Origin of the sequence: Segetibacter sp. (assembly GCF_025963695.1) — a bacterium.
GTDB lineage: Bacteria > Bacteroidota > Bacteroidia > Chitinophagales > Chitinophagaceae > Segetibacter.
The window spans coordinates 1-22482 of sequence record NZ_JAOQAH010000023.1; the positions used below are offsets into that span (position 1 = coordinate 1).

The 22482-nt window shown below is 40.4% G+C and carries 15 protein-coding genes; 6 read left to right on the forward strand and 9 right to left on the reverse strand.

Going from position 1 to position 22482, the window contains the following annotated elements; all coding sequences use genetic code 11:
* From JWR87_RS02700 to JWR87_RS02735, 8 genes are all read right to left on the reverse strand, one after another.
* On the reverse strand, positions 1-2716 hold a 2716-nt coding region (locus JWR87_RS02700; protein WP_297815273.1), incomplete at its 3' end, for a VCBS repeat-containing protein.
* A 98-nt stretch (positions 2717-2814) separates the two neighbouring features.
* Positions 2815-4590 carry a RagB/SusD family nutrient uptake outer membrane protein gene (locus JWR87_RS02705; protein WP_297815276.1) on the reverse strand — a complete coding sequence of 592 codons (1776 nt, stop codon included), beginning with the start codon at positions 4588-4590 and terminating at the stop codon, positions 2815-2817.
* A 30-nt stretch (positions 4591-4620) separates the two neighbouring features.
* Positions 4621-7812, reverse strand: coding sequence for a TonB-dependent receptor (locus tag JWR87_RS02710; protein WP_297815278.1), 3192 nt, complete (start codon positions 7810-7812; stop codon positions 4621-4623).
* A gap of 315 nt (positions 7813-8127) precedes the next feature.
* The gene (locus JWR87_RS02715; RefSeq protein WP_297815280.1) at positions 8128-9921 is read right to left on the reverse strand and encodes a RagB/SusD family nutrient uptake outer membrane protein; all 1794 of its coding nucleotides are present in this window, start codon (positions 9919-9921) and stop codon (positions 8128-8130) included.
* A gap of 16 nt (positions 9922-9937) precedes the next feature.
* Positions 9938-13144 carry a TonB-dependent receptor gene (locus tag JWR87_RS02720; RefSeq protein WP_297815283.1) on the reverse strand — a complete coding sequence of 1069 codons (3207 nt, stop codon included), beginning with the start codon at positions 13142-13144 and terminating at the stop codon, positions 9938-9940.
* A 245-nt stretch (positions 13145-13389) separates the two neighbouring features.
* Positions 13390-13578: a hypothetical protein gene (locus JWR87_RS02725; RefSeq protein ID WP_297815285.1), complete on the reverse strand. Its 189-nt coding sequence runs from the start codon at positions 13576-13578 to the stop codon at positions 13390-13392.
* 110 nt (positions 13579-13688) lie between these two features.
* The gene (locus JWR87_RS02730; protein ID WP_297815287.1) at positions 13689-14321 is read right to left on the reverse strand and encodes a response regulator transcription factor; all 633 of its coding nucleotides are present in this window, start codon (positions 14319-14321) and stop codon (positions 13689-13691) included.
* A gap of 240 nt (positions 14322-14561) precedes the next feature.
* Complete coding sequence (locus tag JWR87_RS02735; protein WP_297815290.1) at positions 14562-16925, reverse strand: UvrD-helicase domain-containing protein; 2364 nt, start codon at positions 16923-16925, stop codon at positions 14562-14564.
* 240 nt (positions 16926-17165) lie between these two features.
* Between JWR87_RS02735 and JWR87_RS02740 the strand changes: the two genes are divergently transcribed.
* Positions 17166-17309 (forward strand): hypothetical protein, encoded by a 144-nt coding sequence (locus JWR87_RS02740; protein WP_297815292.1) that lies wholly within the window; start codon positions 17166-17168, stop codon positions 17307-17309.
* 143 nt (positions 17310-17452) lie between these two features.
* Here JWR87_RS02740 and JWR87_RS02745 read toward each other — a convergent pair whose 3' ends face one another.
* A complete protein-coding gene (locus JWR87_RS02745; protein ID WP_297815295.1) occupies positions 17453-18280 on the reverse strand; it encodes a rhomboid family intramembrane serine protease in 828 nt (275 codons plus the stop codon).
* A gap of 214 nt (positions 18281-18494) precedes the next feature.
* Between JWR87_RS02745 and JWR87_RS02750 the strand changes: the two genes are divergently transcribed.
* From JWR87_RS02750 to JWR87_RS02770, 5 genes are all read left to right on the forward strand, one after another.
* Entirely contained in the window at positions 18495-19793 is a 1299-nt protein-coding gene (locus JWR87_RS02750; RefSeq protein WP_297815298.1) for a serine hydrolase, read from the forward strand.
* Positions 19794-20141: 348 nt separating this feature from the next.
* On the forward strand, positions 20142-20636 hold the full coding sequence (moaC, locus tag JWR87_RS02755) for a cyclic pyranopterin monophosphate synthase MoaC (protein WP_297815300.1): 495 nt from the start codon (positions 20142-20144) through the stop codon (positions 20634-20636).
* Positions 20593-21783 carry an NTP transferase domain-containing protein gene (locus JWR87_RS02760; protein ID WP_297815304.1) on the forward strand — a complete coding sequence of 397 codons (1191 nt, stop codon included), beginning with the start codon at positions 20593-20595 and terminating at the stop codon, positions 21781-21783. Before moaC ends, JWR87_RS02760 begins: the two co-directional genes overlap by 44 nt.
* Before the next feature lie 114 nt (positions 21784-21897).
* Positions 21898-22137, forward strand: a complete 240-nt coding sequence (gene moaD / locus JWR87_RS02765; RefSeq protein ID WP_297815307.1) for a molybdopterin converting factor subunit 1 — start codon at positions 21898-21900, stop codon at positions 22135-22137.
* Between the two features lie 8 nt (positions 22138-22145).
* On the forward strand, positions 22146-22482 hold a 337-nt coding region (locus JWR87_RS02770; RefSeq protein WP_297815309.1), incomplete at its 3' end, for a molybdenum cofactor biosynthesis protein MoaE.

A 22482-nucleotide genomic window follows, 5' to 3' on the forward strand; every position in this document is an offset into this window, starting at 1 on the left:
AATCTACATCGCCATCATTGTCAAAGTCGCCCGGAACGATACTGGTCCACCAGCCCTTCTTATTACCAAGATTGCTTGAAGCCGTTATATCCTGGAAGGTACCTTTGTTATTTGCGTAAAATAACACCGGCATCCACTCTCCGGTAATTACCAGGTCCTGCCAGCCGTCGTTATTAAAGTCAGTCCAGGCTGCGTCACAAACAAGTCCTACATTATTCAATGTTTTTGCAACAGTATTCGTTACATCTGTAAACTTTGCTTTACCGTTGCGAGAGTCATTTCGATAAATGAAACTGGACACAGGCTTGGGGTAATTCCAGGGTTCAACCCTTCCTGCAATAAAAAGATCGAGGTCTCCATCGTTGTCATAATCCGCTGCTCTAACGCAAGATTTACTTGTATAATTTTTAGGAAGAGCGTCAGCGCTCATTGAGAAATTTCCCTTTCCGTCATTTACATACAACTTATCCTGATAGGCATCGGAGTTCGGCGCCTTTTCAAAGCCTCCGCTTGCAGTATACAAATCCAGGTCGCCATCGCCGTCTGCGTCAAATAACGTTATACCCACATCTTTCCATTGTTTTGAAAGCTTTGTTGCATTAGGAGAAATAAGCTTTTTAGCAAAAGCACCGTTGCCTTGCTGAAGCAACATAGTAGGGCTGATGCCTGAAGAACCGGCCACAACAATATCCTCTAAACCGTTGCCATCGATATCGCCTACGGCTAAGGCCGGCCCATACTCTGAAAACTTGTGAGGTAATAGTTTCTGGATATTAAAATCAATAAAATCTCTGGAGGAGTCTTTATAGACTATATTGGCTTGAGTGGTAATGTCAGTAAACAACGTATTTGTTGCAAAAACAGAATTATCGAAACTTGCCGTTTTATCCGCATTTTTAATATCGACTGTAATTGTCTTATTAACCGAAACTTGCTTTAGTACCTGCTTTTCCCCGTTTGTCCATGTGACAGTTAGCGAGTCAATTACTGAAACCCGGCCTAAGCCAAAATGCGGATCAAGTTGCACCGAAGAAAGATAACCACGATAAGGGGTTTGTTCATAAGCCTGCTGCTTGCCCTGGTAATACAATTGTATCCATGCACCAATGCCATTTCTATTTAGCGTATCACCTAATAATTTAACTGACAGAAAATTGTTCGTGCCTTCCTCGTCCTTATCATGACTGCTTGTATTCTCGTACAGCATCGCCTCATCGTTAATATTATTAATAACCATATCGATGTCCCCGTCGTTATCAAGGTCAGCATAAGCACCTCCGTTTGAAAAAGAAGGAGTTAGCAAACCCCAATCGGTACTAACATTACTAAAGGTTACATCACCATTATTACGAAAAGCATAATTATGTAGTTTAACTTCAGGAATTTGAGATAACGTAAATTGTTTACTTGCTATAGCAGACGATTGCTGGCGGAAAGCAATAAAATCATGATCAGTCAAATCTTTAGGGTATCCATTAGTGACTATTAGATCTCTAAATCCGTCGTTATCAAAGTCGGCAACAAGAGGAGTCCAGCTCCAGTCGGTTTCAGAAATTCCTGAGAAGAAACCAACATCACTAAAAACAGGGTCTCCTATGCTATCCTTTTCATTTACACGCGGCCCCTGGTTAATCTGCAATGTATTTCTTACGTATTGATATTGATAACCGAAATGATCGCTATTCTGATAAGTCTGGTAACTATTAGCTCCAAGCATCATCTTCTTACGGTAATTATCCTCGGGGTTCATATCCACTTCTACTACATCGGATAACCCATCATTGTTAATATCTATAATATCCTGCCCCATTCCGTTGGCGGAAGTATGTTTAAAATAATTAGCAGATTTGTCGGTAAAAGAGCCGTTCTTATTGTTGATATAAAGAATATCGTTCGAATTGAAGTCGTTCGTCACAAAAATATCTTTCCAACCATCCCTATTTATGTCAGTGATGTTTACACCATGCCCATAACCCTCAATCGTAACTCCTGCCTCCTTGCTAACGTTAGTATAAAAGGGATGTTTTAGCGCGGCATTCCAATCATTGCGATATAATCGCCCTGTACTTGGAAAAGATCCATCTTTAATTACCGGACGAAAAATAGCCGGATTATTTCCTTTGATAATTTCGTTTACTACAATATACACATCCAGATCGCCGTCGTTGTCATAATCAAAGAAAGCAGCCATGGTTGAGTGTGTTGAGTCATTAAGTCCGTATTCCCTCGCCGCTTCCTTGAAATGAGGTATACCTTTTTTATCAGGCCCCTCATTAACATACAACAAATTTTCTCTCTTATTGGTATTAGCAGACATTGTAGCGGAGATATACATATCCATCAAACCATCGTTATTAATATCTACTACAGAAATACCACGGCACCATCTCCCACTACCGTTTACGTTTGCAGCATCTGTAACATCTTCAAATTTGAAGTCTCCTTTGTTAATGTAAAGCTTGTTAGCGACAGTACTACCAGTAAAGTACAAATCTTGTAGACCGTCGTTATTGAAATCTCCAATACCTACACCGCCACCATTATAGATATTTGTAACATCAATTGGATTTAATGTATCGTTCTCGACTATCTTATTATTAAAGTGAATATTGCTGCTACCTGACGGTACTTGCCGGAATAACTGGTCTTGGCGGGTACACGATGCAAAAAGAATCAGCGCTGATAGAAAAGATAAAGGCCGAAAGGAGAAAAACATAGTCAAAGTAGAATAATAGAAAAGATTACTAAGTAAAATAACAGAAAAGAGGTAGAGTAACCTCTACCTCTAAACTAAATATTATTTAATATTAAAAATTAATAGCCAGGATTTTGTGTTATCCTTTTAGTACCATCGGAATTTAATTTATCGAGTGTTCCTTGTGGTATTGGAAAATATTCGTTCTTTCCTGCAGTGAACGAAGCATTTTGCTTAAGAGGACGTTGTGCCTTCTCTCTGGCAATGTAAGTATTAATCGTTGGAGCTGCGATACCCCATCTCACCAAGTCGAAAAAACGATGGCCTTCCATTGCTAATTCCAACCTTCTTTCAAACATAACCGCTTTCATGGCATTTGCTGTAGTGAAAGTTGCGGGAGTGTAAAGACCGATCTTATAATTTGCAGCTGGAGTAGTTTGTGTGCTATACTGTGCAGTAGCAGCATTATAATCGCTGTTTCTATAAACCCAGCCAGATGGATCGGCTGCTCTAGCTCTAACAGTATTTACATATGCCATTGCAGTAGGTATATCTCCAGCAGTCACGGCGCATTCTGCAGCCCATAATAAGACATCAGAAAAGCGAATAAGATTTACATTATTAGCTACCAACTCTGTTGGTCCCCAATAGGCACTACCAACATCAGTGAAAGTTCCCTTTTGAGAGTTGGCATACACATTCTTCTTAGGACTAAAAAGACCATCGTTTGGTACATTTCTTATCCAGTCAGCGCCCGGATGTAGACCCCAGTCAAGATAAGGAACACCTTTTCTTCCAATTGTCAAATCTAAACGAGGATCGAGCGTACCAGTATAAGTATTAGTAGAGTCTCCTACTCTTAAGCCTGTCGCGTAAGATTCATCCAGCAATGGCAACCCGTTTGCGTCAGTCTTGTGGGCATTAGCCAAATCCTGCGAAGGATTATAAAACCCGCAACAAGCTCCTGGGCCGCCATTGTAAGGAAAATTCAGGATATCACCGTAATTGCCGTTAGGTGCTCCTCCCCAATCAACTGAAGAACCGTCCTGGACTGACGTTTGTACCGCAAATACAGATTCTCTGCTGTTCTTTTGAGCTGGGTTAAAATTAGAATAGTATTGAGGATTTAAACCGTACTTTACGTTATTCGATGTTTTACCGGTAGCTATTACATCCTGTAAAATGGGATAAGCAGCAGCAAATTTCTTTTGGAACATATACGCCTTTGCCAGGAAAGCCTTAGCTGCGGACTTGTTCACTCTGCCCACTTCGCTCCATGTTTCCGGCAAATTATCAACTGCAAATTTTAAATCTGCTTCAATCTTTGGCCACACGTCTGCCGTATTAGTAACCTTGGTGTTTGTTGGATTTACATTTTCATCCGCATAAATAATGTTATTAAAAACCTTCTTCAATTCCATGTGGTAAAAAGCTCGTAAAAACCTGGCCTGGGCAATAATACCAGTCTTTGTACTTTCGGAAATACCGGTTGAAATAGCCAGAGTATTTAAAACGTCATTACAACGCTGGGCACCATTGTAGCCGAGGTTCCATTTTTGAGGAACCGCCCCATTAGTTGGCGTTAATGTTACAAACTGTTCAAAAGGTGCAAAGTCGGCAACGTCTGAAGGGTCTGAACCTTTGTACGCATCGTCACTTGCTACACCACCATAACCCCAGTTAGATGCTGCAGAACCATAATTACCATCCCCCGTTGAACCGTTACCATCTAATAAAGAATAAGCACCAATTAACAGACCTTGAACACCGGCCTCTGAAGCAACAATTTCAGGGCTCAAGGTTCCAATAGGAGGCTTTTCCAGAAAATCTTTACTGCACGCAGCCATTACTAGCATGACTACGACACCGGCACCGTATAAATATTTATGTTTCATTTTTTTCATATAGCAATATAATTAAGTCAATTAAAAATTTAAGTTAACACCAACAAGATAGCCGGGAGTGTGCGGATAGTTCCCTTGGTCTATACCAAAACCGGTATTATTTCCGATATCGCTGCTTTGAAGCTCTGGATCTAAACCTTTGTACTTAGTAGCGGTAAATAAGTTGGTACCCTGAACATAAAAGCGCAAACGCTCTATACCAACTCTTGAAAGCACTTTTGTTGGAACAGTATAACCGATCTGGATTTGCTTATTACGCAGGAAAGAACCATCACTAACAAAGTAACTATTGGTTTCAAGGTCCCTACTAAAGCTACCAGTTGTCATTAATTTAGGAATAGTAGTGCTTGTATTTCCAGGTGTCCAGGAGTTAAGTGCAACCTCTCTTCTGATAGCTCCTTTGAAAAAATTAGGAAAATCAGTATAAATACGTGTGGCATCGAAAATCTTGTTTCCCTGAGAACCATAGAAGAATGTAGAAAAATCAAAACTTTTATAACTCATTGCGAAGTTTAAGCCGTAGGTAAATTTAGGATTTGGGTTGCCAATATAAGTACGGTCAGCAGCGTCTATTTTACCATCAGCCTTACCTGTTAACTTACCTGCAGCATCAGTACCGTTGTTGTCTTCGTATCTGAAATTACCCGGTGCAGCATCAGTCTGGGTTGGAGATTTACTGACCTCAGACGCGTCCTGAAAAATTCCAAGCACTTTATATCCAAAAAATTCTCCTACAGAGTGACCGACTTCATTACGGGAGACTGTAAGGTTTCTTATTCCATTTGACGGGAAGAAGCTTACTCCGGGTATCTTGATAATCTTATTGTTGTAAGAGGTAAAGGTACCCGTTACATCAAATTTAAGGTCTTTAGAAAGAGAACCGTGATAAGTAAGATTAGCGTCAATTCCGGTATTTTGCATATCTCCGACATTCACTTTAGGAAGATTGGCATCTCCAACAAATTCCCTTGCAAATTCTATTGTTTGAGCGTCAAATAGTAATCCGCTAACTTTCTTTTTATACCAGTCAATAGTAAAATCAACTTTGTTTTTAAATAAAGTCGCGTCAAAACCAACGTTAGAAATTATATCACCTTCGAAAGTTGTTTCAGGGTTACCGATGTTACTTCTGTAGAAACCAGAATTAGGAGAATTACTTGTTCCCCTAATATCATAAAATGACCGGCCTGCACTGGAACGATACAAATTGTAAGGATTGGTATTTTGAACGTTTCCGGTACTACCAAGTTTTGCCCAGCTATAACGCAGTTTCAAATCATTGATCCAGGAAACGCTTTTAAGGAAGTTTTCCTGTGAAATTCTCCAGGCAATAGATCCGCCAGGAAATATGGCATGTCTTTTTTCCCCAACAAAAACCGAAGCACCATCTCTACGTACTGTAGCGTTCAATAAATATTTGCCCGCATAGGAATATTCAAGTCTTGCAAACTGCGACCATAAACTACTTTGATAAGCATAGCCAGAGTTTGCCGCTCCGCTAGGAGAACCGGTACCTATTGTCCAAAAATTAGGATTTTCTGAAAAGTAATTACTTCTTGTGGCACCCACACCACGGCCGTAATATCTAACTGCCTCGGTTCCACCCAAAATCTTGAACGTATGATCACCCAATGTATTGCTGTAGGTTAACGTATTATTATACGTCCATTGAGTATTGTATGAAGCACTTTCGCCAAATGAATTAGCACCGGTGTTTCCTTCCGCATTTTCATAACCTACATAGTTGAAGGCAAAGCCATAACCGTTACTCATTGTGCCACCAAAATTTGTACGAAAAGTTAAGTGCTTCAACAGATCTACTTCAGCGTAAACATTACCATTCATGTTCCAGCCATTACCTTGATTATCTTTTGTACGATAAATATCTGCGTAGGGGTTACGAGCGTTTCCTAAATCTTGGGATTTCGTTCCCGCAAAATTGCCCTTTATATCATACACAGGAATAAGCACAGATTCGCGAAATGACATAGAAAAAGGACTGTTTTCACCTTGGTTACCAAATGTAGGGTTTCGAGTGTAATACAAGTAGGCATTTTCACCCACCCGGATTCTATCGCTGATACTAAATTGAGTATTAGCCCTCATTGAATATCTTTTTTGATATTGAAATCTTGCTATACCCTGATTATCAAGATATCCTAATGAAAAATAGTAAGAACTCTTGTCTGAGCCAGCACTTACTGCTATATTGTGATTTTGTTTCGGGGCATTACGGGTAATTTCCTTATACCAATTAGTACCAACTTTATTCGCCCGAGTGATCTGATTCGAGTTGATATCATATTTTGACTCATCAACAGTTCCTGTAAAACCGAAAGGTGTAATATAATCCGGAATAGTAGGGTTTGCTCCTGTTCCATATTGCTTGTGACTCGGAACAGCGATTCCGGAATTCTTCTGTTGCAACCAAATAGCATTAGCTTCCTCTTGCGTACTTGCCATCTGGTATCCCTTACCTTGAGTTGTTACGCCATAATAGCTATCATAACTTAAGCGTGCTTTTCCGCTTCTTCCTCTTTTGGTAGTTATAATGATAACGCCATTAGAGCCGGCAATACCATAAATAGCAGCAGAGGCATCTTTCAATACCTGCATTGACTCTACGTCGTTGATATTGATGTTTTGAAGATCACCCCGTACCCCGTCAACAATAACTAAAGGAGAGTTATTACCGAATGCGGTAATACCCCGAATACGGATATCACTTGCTGCACCAGGCTGCCCTGAAGTAATAATAGTAACACCAGAAGCCTGGCCCTGTAGCGCTTCAGCGCCTGTACCCACAGGCTGTTGTTTAAGGGCGCCTACATTAACTACTGCGACAGAACCTGTAATGTCTTTTTTACGTTGTGTTCCGTAACCTGTAACAACTACTTCCGATAAGGAAGAAGTGGCAGCTCTTAAAGCTACTGAAACAGAAGATCCAGAAATGGCTACTGTTTGATTTTCAAAACCAACATAAGAAATAGTGAGTGAGTTTCGGCCTTGAGGAACCGAAAGCGAGAAATTACCAGAGGCATCGGTTTGTGTAGCAGTACTTGTACCACTTACCGTGACTGTTGCACCTGATGCTGGTTGATTGTCTGCACCGGTTACCCTACCGGTTACGACTCTTTGAGCGAAAGAAATTAGCGAGAAAAACACTAGCATTAAAGCTAGTCCCCACCTAAGTGAAGTTGATTTGGCAAGCATTGGCGTTATTTTGTTAAAGGTTTATTAAAGCACAATCTAATTAATAAATTGTTATTTTAAAGATTAGGGTACTTTTTTTTAAAAAAAAGAATTATAAAAGTACACCAGGCGATTATTGACATGGTAAGCGCCTTTTCTGCTGCTTGTTGCGCAACCTTTTAATTACTATTTTACTGTAACTCTTAAAATAACAACAATTTTATGGCCCCATACTGCTTCATGCCGAGTTGGCGTAGCATCATACTAGTAATAAAAAGAGAGGCTGCATGGGTTAAGCAGCCTCTCTTTTTAAAGATAAATCTTATTCTTATATTACTAATAACCCGGGTTTTGCTTTAATACAATTGGACCGTACGAATTTGCCTGATCAATTTGACCCTGAGGAAGTGGATAATATTCATCCTTACCTTTTTCGAAAGTTGCAGTTGGATTCAGTGTAAAAAAACTAGGTCGTGTTTTTTCAGCGGTAGCGTACGCATTTAAGGTGTTGGCCATTAGACCCGTGCCGTCGTCCCGTCGTTGTAAATCAAAAAAGCGGTGACCTTCCTGTGATAACTCCAGGAATCTTTCAAATAATACAGCTTTACGTGCAATCTCTTTGCTAGAGAAATAACCCGTAGGGTAGAGGGCAATTTTATAATTATCAGCAGGGGCGGAGGCCGCACTTATTTTATAAGTAGCAGTAGCAGGATCATAATCCGCATTTTTGTATACCCAGCCGCCCGGATTTGCAGCTCTACCTCTTACCATGTTTACATACTCTAAGGCCTTTGAAAGACTACCGGCTTCGACTTCTGCTTCTGCAGCCATTAATAGAACATCCGCAAACCGCATTAAGTTTACGTTTCCGGCATCCATTTGGGTTGGTCCCCAAAAGGAAGGATCTGTAGAAACAAGGTTTGCCTGTCCTTTTGCATAAACAGACTTTTTAACACTAAAAGGGCCATTAGAGCCTGGATCACGTATCCAGGCAGCACCGGGGTGAGGACCCCAATCAAGATAAGGAATGCCGGGTCTTCCCATAACCCAATCAATACGGGGATCAAGGGTACCTGAATAGCCGCCTGCTGGTGTTACGGTAGCTCCGGTATTGTAACCATCAATTAACGGTAAACCATTTGCATCTGTTTTATATGCATTAGCCATAGTTATTGAAGGGTTAAAAAAACCACAACAACCGCCGGGGCCACCTCCGTTTGGGTAATTTAAATTGTCTCCGTAGTTTCCACTAGTACCGGAACCAGCATTCACAGAAGCCTGGAATGCAAAGATCGATTCGGCATTGTTTTCCTGTTGAGGATTGAAGTTGCTGAAGTAATTATTGACCAAAGCATACTTTTGACCATTAGTGGTTTTACCGTTCGCTATTATATTGTCAAACAAAGGTTTTGCCTGGGCGAACTTGTCCTGGTAAACAAAGGTTTTAGCGAGGAAGGACATTGCTGCCCATTTATTTGCGCGGCCGGCTTGAGGAAGAGCCTCTGGTAGATTATCGGCGGCAAATTGGAAGTCTGCTTCAATTTGAGGCCACACATTAATATAATTACCAGATGCATCAATATTTGGAGGATTGGTATTTTGGTTTTCCTGATTTATATCTTCAGTAACATAAGGGATGTTATTGAAAATCCTCTTTAGATCGAAATGGTAAAAAGCCCTTAAAAATCGTGCTTCCGCCAATATTCTTTTTTGTTCATCTGCTGTAAGATCAGTAGCCAACGGTACCGTGCGAATAACCTGGTTGGCCCTACCTATTCCATTATAATTATTAACCCATTTTTCGTTGAAATAACCATTGTTCGCATTGTACGCCCACGTTTCGATCTGGTTAATGTCTGGCTGATCAGAAGGAGTGGACCCTTTGTACGCTTCGTCTGCCGCTACGCTTCCGAAGACCCAGTTGGAGGGCGCTGATCCCCAGTTTTCGCTTCCCCCCAATCTTTGGTAAGCGCCAATTAATAAACCTTCTACACCCACCCGGTTTGAGAGCACTTCCTGTGATAGTGCATTTACCGGGGCTACATCTAAAAATCCTTTTTTGCAAGCTTGCACAACTAAAATCAGTAAGGTAAAAGCAAGCACAGACCATAAAAGTTTTATCCTTTTCATATGAATCTTATTAAAATTAGAATGACAGGTTAATGCCTAAATTGAAGTTCTTTTGGTTTGAGGGATAAGCTCCGAAATCAATTCCAAAGTTTGTATTGTTATTTACGTCTGAGTTAATCAGTTCAGGATCGAGACCTGTGTATTTTGTAAACGTAAACAAGTTTGCTGCCTGGAAATAGACCCTAAATCTTTCAGCTCCAATGCGCCGTAGTTTAGCAGTCGGAATTGTATACCCAAGAACTAAGGACCGCATTTTCAGAAACGAGCCATTCTCCAGGTAATATGAGCTGAACTGCGTGTTCGTACTGAAGTTTGCTGAACGCTCTAATATTGGAACTTTTGCGTTTAAGTTCTGAGGTGTCCACGAGTTGTACACTGCATCTTTACTTACAGCCCCATTAAACAATGACGGAAAATCTGTCCAGTAACGAACATAGTTGATTACATCGTTACCGACTGATGCATACAAAAAGGTGGAAAAATCGAAGTTTTTATAATTTACTGAAATATTTAGACCTGTGGTAAAATCAGGATTCGGATTTCCGAAATAGGTTCGGTCGTTATCGGAGATTGTACCGTCGCCATCTACGTCTCTGAATTTTAGCCGGCCTGGTGCCGCATCTTGTTGTTTCGCAGATTTATTAACCTCTTCAGCACTTTGGAATAATCCTACAACGTCGTACCCATAAAAAGATCCTAACGGAACTCCTGGTTCTAAACGTGTAAAAGCACCAATACGACCAGAACCTGCGCTTCCCTGAGGAATAGTTTTCCTTCCGGCAGGTAAGCTTACAACCTTGTTATTATAAGAAGTATAAGTCGCGGTCAGGTCAAATGTGAAATCATTTGAGAACTTTCCCCTGTAAGTTAGACTTGCATCAATACCGGTATTCTGAATATTTCCAGCATTTACAAACGGTTGTGCTGGTCCAACCTGGGTAGGATCAGGTAATTGCCTAAACAATAAACCGCTGATTGATTTCTTATACCACTCAATTGACAAATCGACTTTATTGACAAATAAAGTTGCATCTAAACCAATGTTAGTAATTATATCTTCTTCCCATGTTGTGCGTACATTACCGATTTGTTGTTGGAAAAATCCAAGATCCATTGCTGTGTTTTGTCCGCCTATGTCGTAATACGACTGTGTGGCGTTTTGGTTGAATAATCCAAATGCGTTTGTTGAGTTGATATTACTGATAGAACCCAGCACCCCTGTTCCACCGCGAAGTTTAAGCTCATTAAGCCATGTGGTAGCAGGGAAAAAACCCTCTTTCGAAATTCGCCATCCGGCTGTTACTGATGGAAATATCCCAAAGCGGTTATCAGGCGCGAAGACAGAAGAGCCGTCTCTTCGCACGGTACCACTTAAGATGTAACGATCAGCTAAAGTGTAATCGACCCGGCTAAATAAAGAAAATAAAGCGGTTTCGTTCGGTCCACCACTTGTATTCTGCTGCCCCACAGGAGAACCGGAAGCGAGGCTCATTAATTGAGGGTCAACAGTCAGATTTGTAGGATTTGTCAGATAATTAGACCTGGTACCTTGAATATTTCTGCTAAGGTTTCTTATTGCTTCAGAACCAACTAACACTCTTAAGTTATGTTTCTCTTTGAAAACATTACTATAAGTCAAAGTGTTCGTCCAGGTATAGTTGGTATTGTAGCCATAACCTTCTGTGAAAGCATTGGGATTTCTGTTATTCTCGGCATTCTCATAAGCTGTAAAAGCAAAGAAGCTGAAGTTGTTATTATCTATTGTACCACCAAATGAAGTACGGGCTGTAAAATGTCGTAAGAAGTCTGCTTCAGCAAACAAATTTCCCGTAACCTGGTACTGGTTACTTCTATCGTACCTGGCACGTTCCCTGATTGCTACCGGGTTTTGAGCATTTCCTAAACCAGCAGATCCCGTACCAGCAAAATTACCCATAATGTCATACACAGGTATAATTACGTTTTGACGATAAGCATGCGAAATAGCATTTCCCTCATTCTGGTTGCCAAAACCGGGGCTGGACCTGTAGAAGATGTAAGCGTTTTCTCCTACACGTACCTTATTAGCTATATTGAAAGTAGTGTTTATCCTGGCAGAATAACGCTTCAAATAAGTATTCATCAAGGTGCCTGCCTGGTCGAAATAGTTTAGCGATAAAAAGTAATTCGACCTATCTCCTCCAGACCCTACGGAAATGTTATGACTTTGAATAGGTGCGGGGTCGAAAATTTCATCAAACCAATCTGTACCAACTTTATTCGCCTGGGTAATTTGGTTTGAATAAAGTGCATATCTGGAGGGATTTACTCGTGGATCTCCGGCCATTGCTGCTGTCGGAGTAATGTAGTCAGGTACTATCGGTGTAGTCCCCGACCCATACTGCAAATTTGAAGGAGTTAATCCGCTGTTGATAAAAGACTGTTGAACTGCATTTGCCGTTTCCTGCGTGTTGGCAATTCTATAAGGATTTTTTCCTCCCTTAACCGGTATTTGGGTTCCATAGTATCCATCGTAAGAAACCCGCACTTTTCCTGACCGACCCCTCCTGGTTGTTACGATGACCACACCATTAGAACCACGAACACCGTAAATGGCAGCGGCGCCTGCATCTTTCAAAACCTGCACCGATTCGATGTCGTTTACATTCAGGTTATTCAGGTTTCCTGGGGTACCATCAATAATTACCAGCGGTGCGGAAGAACCAATAGAAGTAATACCTCGAACCATCACGTTTACAGGACCGCCCGGCTGCCCCGAAGTGAGAATTGTTACTCCCGATGCGCGACCTTGAAGAGCTTCTCCCACGTTGCCTGTCGGCTGCTGCCTCAGCGAACCAACATCTACTACCGCAACCGAACCGGTAATGTCTCTTCGTCTTTGTGCTGTGTAGCCCGTAACAACTACCTCGGACATTGTAGATGTTGCAGCCCGTAAGGTTACATTAGCTGTTGCACCTGTAACAGCAATTGTTTGCGTTTCAGCTCCCACATACGTAACAGTGAGAGCGTTTCTTCCGGCCGGAAGTGTAATAGTGAAATTGCCACTAGCGTCAGTTTGGGTGGCGACATTGGTTCCGGTCACAGTAACGGTAGCGCCGGAAGCAGGCTGGTTATTGGCACCGGTAATTGTTCCTGTAACCGGCCTCTGAGCAAACGAAATAAAAGAGGATAACAGGAAGACGAAGGATAGTCCCCATCGTAATGATCTAAATGTAGCAAGCATATACTTCTTAAATTAAAAGGTGATTTAACAAAAATATCTACTATTTATTATATATTTTATTTAGATAATACTTTTTTTACCTTACGCAAATCTTGTAGGAATTTAGATAACACAAAAACACATAGCCACAATAAGACATATAGTTTTTTTTATATGCTGCTCCCGCTGAAAAATTTCTTGCGGTTTTTATAAATAAAAAAAGACCGGCTTGCTGGCCGGTCTTTTTTTATTTAAGATAAGTTTATTTAGAACTTGAAGAATAATTCTCCGTGAAGAACATCTATTTGTTCAACGGCAACAAGTGCCACCTGTTTTTGTATGCTTCTTGTTTTAGTATTTTGACTAAAGCTGTTAATCGCTTTGATGGGATGTATAAAGATGGCTAAGCTGATATAAATAAAATAGCAAAAAGTGAAGTTAGAATTCTGTTTCATGTCCCAGTAGTTTTGATATTACAAAAGTAGAAGGACTCTTATCGCTTTCCTATAGCATAAACGGGTGGTTTTTAAAATTTTATCAATACTAATTTTTCAGCATAAACTGGTTATATGATCTTATCCTTAAATGCTTTTGCTACCGCTTCACTTTTGGAATTCACGTGGAGCTTCTCATATATCTTCTTAATGTGTGAACGAACAGTGTCTATGGCAATATACATTTCTGCAGAAATCATTTTGTAACTATAACCATTTACCAATAATGCCAAAACTTCTTTTTCGCGTTCGGACAGGTTGTATTGCTCGCCTCTGTCCGAATGTATGGTTGAAAACATTTTTAACACCTGGGTAGCGATGGAAGAAGTCATTGGCGCACCTCCCGACTGGGCCTCCTGGATATATTCTAACAACTTTGCTGGAGGCGTTTTCTTTAGCACATATCCGTTTGCCCCACTACTTATTGCTTCAAAAACATTTTTGTTATCATCGAAAACGGTAAGCATTAAAATTTTCACCTCACTATCTACAAGCCTTATTTGTTTAAGACCTGTAATTCCGTTGGTTCCCGGCATATCAATGTCCATTAATATAACGTCTGGCTGGTAAAGCTGGATCTCAGATAGAACATTGTTGCAGTTTTTAAAAGAAGCGAGCACTTCAAACCCATCCGAGCCGTTTATCAGCATGGTAAGTCCTTCTCTCAATTGAGGGTTGTCTTCGTATACCAGTAGTTTTATCATTTCACAAACTTACACCAGTGCAAAGAGCCCACTTATCACATATTCATGTGAAACTCGGCACAAACCAATTAAAAGGTGGTTAAAGAATTAAAATTGCCGAGGCTTTCTTAAAGGTACAAGTGAGTGACACAACAATGCCTAACAGAAATTATATTGCCGGTAACAAAAATGTCATATTCAACAAAATAGCTTTGAACGGCTTTTGGAGCAATTCTATTACCGCCTTTTTTATTACATTAATTATTCAAGGATTCTCAGTTTCGCATAATTCAGCATAATTTTTTTCTCACCGTTCAAATCAAACTTCACTGTGGCAATAGGATTATGAGCGGAGCCCTCCATCTTCAACACATCCCCAAACCCGAATTTTTGATGCTCAACCTTTTGTCCGACCTGCAACCCGGATGTATCACTTGCTGAAAAATCTGCAGCGGGTTGGTGTTCTACTACCTTGGGAGCGGCAGGAGCAGTGGGCATATAAGCAGGTTTTGCCTCCTTTTTCGATGGTGGAGGCCCATGCTTTTCGGCTACCCGTGCACTATTACTCTTCCAACCGCCGCTATTACCACCACTCATTCTGTCAAATGCAGAAGTTCCTCCAAAATCGTTGTAGCCCTGGTTTCGGGCGCCGCCACCGGCAAAACTTCTGTCTATATATAGTTCAGGCATTTCCTCTATAAAGCGGCTCGGTTCGTTTTGCACCAACTGTCCAAAACGATAGCGGGTATTAGAATACGTGAGCCACAAATTTTTCTTTGCTCTTGTAACAGCTACATAAAATAGCCGGCGCTCCTCTTCAAGTTCTTCGCGTGTGTTGATTGACATGGCACTAGGAAACAAAGTCTCTTCAATTCCACCTACAAAAACGCATGCAAACTCAAGCCCTTTGGCAGCGTGAATAGTCATCAACTTCACTACGTCGCTGTTTTCTTTATCGTCGTCGGCATCCGTTAGCAGGGTTATTTGTTGCAGGTAACTTCCCAAAGTCTTGTCACCTAATTCGCCGTCATCATTACTTGGGCTTTCGGTCCATTCCTTAATTGAGTTAAATAATTCCTGTATGTTCTCGTACCGGGCAAGGCCCTCGGTAGTTTTATCGTTAAATAAATCCTTTACAATGTTAGTATGCTTACCTACCTGTACAGCAACGTCATAAGCGTTCTTACTGTTAAGCATACTTTGGAAGTACTTAATCATTATGACAAAGTTTGAAATCGCTTCCAATGCACCTGCCTTAAAACCAAATTCGCCCGCCTTTGTCAACACCTCCCACATGCTTATGTTATGCTCGTTAGCAAAAATGACCGCTTTTTCAACGCTTGTTTTGCCAATTCCTCTTACAGGGTAGTTAATAATTCTTTTTAAGGCTTCCTCATCCCGAGTATTTACAATTACCCTTAAATAACCCAACACATCTTTAATCTCCTTGCGCTGATAAAAACTAACGCCGCCATAAATACGATAAGGTATACCCATCCTTCGCAGGCTTTCTTCAAACGACCGGCTTTGGGCATTGGTGCGATAGAGAATCGCAAAGTCACGGTTATAGAAGTGGTTACGAAGCTTTTGCTCTTGTATGGTATCGGCAACAAACTTTCCCTCATCATTATCTGTCATTGTCCGAACCAGCCTTATTTTCTCTCCCTCCTGGTTTTTGGTCCATAAATCTTTGGGAATCTGGCCCTTGTTATTTTTAATAACCTCGTTGGCAACGTTCAATATGCATTGCGTACTCCTGTAATTCTGTTCCAGCTTCACAACCCTTACATCGTCATAATCTTTCTGAAACTGGAGGATGTTTTCAATTGTAGCACCACGAAAACTATAAATAGATTGTGCGTCGTCGCCCACCACGGCTATGTTTTCGTGTACTGCCGCCAACAATTTAATGATCTGGTATTGTACGGCATTCGTATCCTGGTACTCATCTATCATGATATACTTAAACTTGTGCTGGTATTTGTACAGCACTTCAGGAAAATCGCGCAGCAACTCATACATCTTGAACAACAGGTCGTCATAATCCATCGCGCCATTCTTGAAACACCGGGCTGCATAACTTTGGTAGATCTGCCCAATCAATGGCCGGTTAGACCGCATGTCTTCCTGCTGAATATAGTAGTCATTCTGATACTCAACCGGCCCGACTAAAGCATTTTTTCCGTGTGAAATCCTGCTATGTACTACACTTGGCTTGTAGTGTTTATCATCCAGGTTCATTTCATTGATCACCGTCTTCAGTACGCTACGGCTATCGTCTGTATCATAAATTGTAAAATTGTTTGGGTATCCGATTTTAGGACCTTCTGCCCGTAGCATTCTTGCAAAAACGCTGTGAAATGTTCCGATGTATAAGTTTCTTGCTTCTGAATTACCGAGAATTTTTTCAACCCTTTCCTTCATTTCTGCTGCCGCCTTATTTGTAAAGGTGAGTGCCAATATGTTAAAAGCATCTATTTTATGTTCGCTCATCAGGTGGGCAATACGGGTTGTAAGTACTTTCGTTTTACCACTTCCGGCCCCCGCTACAATCATTATCGGCCCTTCTTTATGTAACACCGCCTCTCTCTGCTGCTCGTTCAGCTCATTTAAATAATTACCCATGGGGCGAAGTTACACCCTTCGATTGTCATGCTCAAGCTGTTTTGCATTCTCTTCATAATCTGTGGGAAAAGTATTTTGTTGCCGGCTTTTTACCATTATTTAACATTGTTGCGTCGCACCCTTGTGCCGTTTTAACCCCATTTTTGCTACATCAATATTTATTTTATCTACACAATAAAAGAAGATCTGCAACGTTCCCCTTTGGCACGCTATTGCTAACAATGTCTAAAACCGATATTCATGAAAATTATGTCAGACTGGTTTGAAGGGGTTATTGACAACCTTGCAAGTTCTAAAAGTCGCTCTTCTGTTTTCTTTCTTGTATTACTTGTGCTTGTTCTTGGTGCCAGCAGCTTATATGTGTTGCTTAACTCCCCATCCTAAAATATAAAATGGTGCGAATTTGTCGCCGATAACATCTGGAAACCGAGACGGTTACTTATAAATATAAAGACAACCTTGTAGAAGTGTTCCGGGGTCTTATTATTTCGAATATATTTTTAAAAATAACCCGGACTGCCCCACTTCTATTTGGAGTACTCCTTTAGCATTTCTTTTTCCTTCTTCGACAGGCTATCCATTCCCCTCGCATGTATTTTCTCCAATAACTTGTCCAGGTCCTGCTGCTGATTTCGCTTGCTTAGGTTATACTTATCTTCTATAGTCCGCGGATGACGCTTTTTAAAAAAGTAGTTATCAATTAATAAAGCCTGCGGTTTATAAATAATAAAGAGAATGAAGGCTATCGCAGGAACTGCAACAATTAATATTGTAAAACTATTTTCAAGAAGCATCGATGGGTAAAGTAATATCGCGACCAGCATTCCTGCAAGACCACCACCCAAATGCGCATCGTGACCTATATTATTTGTACGAGACTTTATACCGTAAATAGAGAAAAGCACGTATCCTAATCCAAACACCCAGCCTGGTATTGACGGCAGAAAGAAAAAGCCAATTTGCATACCAGGAAAGATTGCAATCGCAGAAAACATAATGGCGAAAATAGCTCCCGAAGCACCAACAGCACTATAATCTGAATGATAACGATGAATAAACAAGCTTAACAAATTGCCTCCTAGTAAGCCGGCAGTATAGATAACAAGAAAGTTTACCGGGCCAATAAAACCTTCCAGGCTACTACTAAAGATGTACAATGACAACATGTTAAAAATGAGGTGAAGCCAGTCAACATGTACAAATCCGGATGTGATAAGGCGTTTATAATCTTTATAAATCAAAACCCTATCGATCTGAAAAGAATATCGATCAAAGAAAAGTTGGTCTTTGAAAGCTTTATAAGAAATAATGATGTTTAAGACGATAAGAATGGTACTTACAGAGAAAATTGCCATAGTGTATGAATCGTTGTCAATTTTAAGAAAAATAAGTCGTTAGCCAGGCAGATATAAAAAAGACTTAACAAATTTGAGATGGGTATCAGTTTTATGAAGAGCAACTTTAAAGCTATTTTTTAATTAATATGCTATTCTCACCGCCACCTGTTTTTAGAACCAGAGAAAAAATACAAAATTTCTAATACTACTACTATTATGTAATTTCCCTTTTATGCAAAAATGCCTGATTGTACTCCTACTAATCGCAATAAGCAGGAGCAGTGGTTTTGTATACGCTCAACCCAAAAGCGACCCCTTGTTACGCTCCATCTTTCGCTCTAATAAAAACAGCGTTTTTAACGAGGTTTTAAACAACCCGAAAAAGTATCGCTGCCAGATTATCTACACCCGGATTAATCGCAATAAGAATAACGCGCCTCAATTTAAAAACTATTACTTTAACTACGATCCCCTACTTTATTTCAATCCGGCCTCTACGGTAAAGATGCCACTTGCTTTTCTTTCTTTAGAAAAGTTGCATTCCCTACGATCGAAAGGAGTGAATAAATTAATACCGGTGCAAATAGATAGCTCCTTTAGCTGGCAAAAACCTGCGCTCACTGATCCAACTTCTGAAAATGGCTTTCCGTCTCTTGCACATTACATAAAGAAAGCTTTTTTAGTTAGCGATAACGATTCCTACAACCGTATATACCAGTTTCTGGGGCAACATTATATCAACCGAGACCTGTATAAAAGAGGGTATAAAAATATAAGAATAACAAGGCAGTTTATGGCACTTACTGCTGAACAAAACAGGCACACTAACCCTATACGCTTTATAGATGTAGATGGAAAAAACGTTTACGTACAACCGCCTGCTTACAATACAGACAGCTTTGATTTTAGCCGTACTATAAAACTAGGTAAGGGGTACTTAGATAAAAACGACAGTCTTATTAATGAGCCCATTGATTTTACCATGCACAATCATCTCGCTCTAGAAGACCTTCATTTTATGCTACAATCAGTTTTGTTTCCACAAAACTTTCCCGCGAAACAACGCTTTGATATGAGCAGTGACGACAGGCAGTTTCTGCTTAAATACCTATCTCAATTTCCGGGTGAAACGAATTATCCCAAATACGATAGTTCTACATATTTTGATAGTTATGTGAAGTTTTTCTTCCGCAATAGTCAAAGCATGCCGGATAACGTACGAGTATTTAATAAAGTTGGTTGGGCTTATGGCTTTATGACTGATGTTTCTTATGTGGTCGACTTTAAGAACCATGTTGAGTTTATGCTTTCGGCTACTATTTACGTAAACAGCGATGAGATATTAAATGATAACAAGTATGATTACGAAACAATCGGCTATCCTTTTTTCTACCAGCTGGGGCAGACGATATACAATCATGAACTTGAGAGGAAAAAGCCCTTAAAACCAAACTTATCTGCTTTTAAATTACAGTACGAGCAGCGGGATAAAAGCAATACACGACCACTTGTTAAAGACGTTGACAATTAAGCACGTTTTTATAAGTTTAGCAGGACTGCTAAGGAAGAAAGCTGCATAAGGTTATACAAGTAGACGTGTGTGACACAACGATGTTGCCACAAAAAACTTGTGCTGACTACTAAAACATTTCAAATAACAGAAACCAGGTGTCAATTTATTAAGCTGTTTACTTTTACAACACCAACTAAAAAATTACTTTTTAGCCTTAGTTGCACTCTTGTACTTACGTTACAACCCAGCAGCTAATGTCTGGCTTTGTTGGCCGGTTAGTATAAACTAAACTTTAAGTAATTGTAGCCATCGCTTCACAGGCATCGTAACGGTGGATGACCTAATTTTATGGGAATTTATTAACCAATGAGCTCAGAAGCAAAGACATTTACCCATCTTGATCAAACAACCGGTAATCCGGCAATGGTAGATGTTGGAGACAAACAGGTGACCAAACGAATTGCTAAAGCGCAGAGCATTGTAGTGTTGGGAGATGAAATCATGCAACACTTTACAGGAAGCGACATTCAAACCAAAAAAGGACCGGTATTTCAAACTGCCATCATAGCCGGAACAATGGCGGCAAAAAAAACATCCGACCTAATACCGCTTTGCCATCCCCTGTCTTTAGAAAATTGTAAAGTAGAGATCGCCATAAACGATCAAAATGAAGTGGTAGTAAGTTGCACCGCATCTATCACGTCAAAAACGGGTGTAGAAATGGAAGCCCTAACCGGCGCTTCTGTTGCAGCGTTAACGATCTATGATATGTGCAAGGCGTTCTCTCATGATATAGTTATTAAAGAAACCCGGTTAATTGAAAAGACAGGAGGCAAGAGTGATTTTAGAAGAGAGCAATAAAATGCATCAAAAACATGCAAAACTAGCGCGGCCAAACCTTGCTGAGTTTGGTCGAAACGAAATTGCCATTATTGGTACTACATGTAATAATATACGAACCCTTGCCAATAGCTTCATTAAACAATTGTCTTCTTCGATTAAGATTGCTTATGTTGACGCTGATCATAAAAGCGCTGACAGTCCTGAGGACATTCACACTACTTTGGACAGTGGGGGTTTTTTAGAATACACCAATAAGATTAGTTTTCAAAGGCTCGATTTTAAAACCGATGTAAACAGCTTTCAACGCCGCCCCATTTTTAACGAGCAGGATTTAATAATTGTAAACGGAAATCACTTTACAGCAAAAGCCCAAATTGTAGTGATCGACCCGGTTAAAAACCTTGAAAAAAAACTCGAACAACTTACGGATGTCCGGTTGATTTTATTAAAAGACAAAGCTGCAGCAATCCCTGATTTTCTTCAAAGACTTCAAGGTTTCAACGAAATACCTGTACTTTCTCTTGAGGACGAAAATGGTATGGCCGACTTTATCCGTCAGTTTCTACGGGAAAGAATACCTCCTATAAATGGCCTTGTTTTGTCCGGGGGATTAAGTACCCGCATGAAAAAAGACAAGGGCGAACTAAACTATCATGGTGTTAGCCAACGGGAATATTTGTATGAAGTATTATCAAAGCATTGCAAAAACACCTTTATTTCCTGTAATGCTCAACAGGCTGTAGAAGTGGGGGATCGTCTCCCTGTCATCCAGGATAGTTTTCTTCATCTTGGCCCCATGGGTGGAATCCTGTCTGCTTTGCAAACTGACCCAAATGCAGCCTGGCTTACCATTGCTTGTGATCTTCCTTACCTTACAGAAACAACCGTTGAATACCTAATCGCAAACAGGAACCCTTTAAAAACAGCTACCGCTTTCCTGGATCCTATTGGAGAATTTCCTGAACCTTTAATTACTCTCTGGGAGCCCAAAAGTTATTTGGTGATGCTTCAGTTTCTTAGCCAGGGTTATTGCTGCCCCCGCAAAGTTTTAATAAATTCAGACATACAGTTATTAAAGGCGCCGAACGATAAAGCGTTTTTAAATGCAAATTCGCCGGAACAGTATGAGATCGCACTTAAGGAATTGAGCCCGGGTAAAAAGTAAATAAGGATTAACATAACCACATTTACAGATGAAGTATTTTTGAAATTGGATTTGTGAAAGGCTTAAGACAAGCAGTTAAGTGAACTTAGGCAATGAATATTTTAAATTGAAGCGATGGAGGTTATACTTTTTGGGATTTCGAGGGAAATTGTAGGAATGAAAAAACTTACCATACACCCGGCAGAAAACATTCGTACAGTCGGAGCACTAAAGCAATGGATGAAGCAAAAATATCCGCAGCTTGAAAAGCTGAATTCGCTTGCTGTTGCCGTAGATAGTGAATATGCCGACGACGACCAAACCCTTGTTGATGAAAATGAAGTTGCCATAATACCGCCCGTAAGTGGAGGCTAACAAAACGTATGCTTGTAAAGATTGTTGACAATATAGATATAAGTGAAGCCTATCAGTTCCTCGAGTCTCCTGATACTGGCGCGGTCAATTTATTTATCGGTACCGTACGAAATCATACAAAAGGAAAGGAAGTGGTGAAACTGGTTTTTGAGGCTTATGATAAGATGGCGTTGAAAGAAATGAATAAGCTGGCTGAAGCAGCGAAAGAGAAATGGCCCATAGAAAAATTACTGATTTTACATATCACCGGCGAAAAGAAACCGGGCGAAGCCGTTGTGGCAATTGGTGTAACTTCGGCTCACCGCGACGCCTCGTTTGAAGCTTGTCGTTTTTTGATTGATGAAT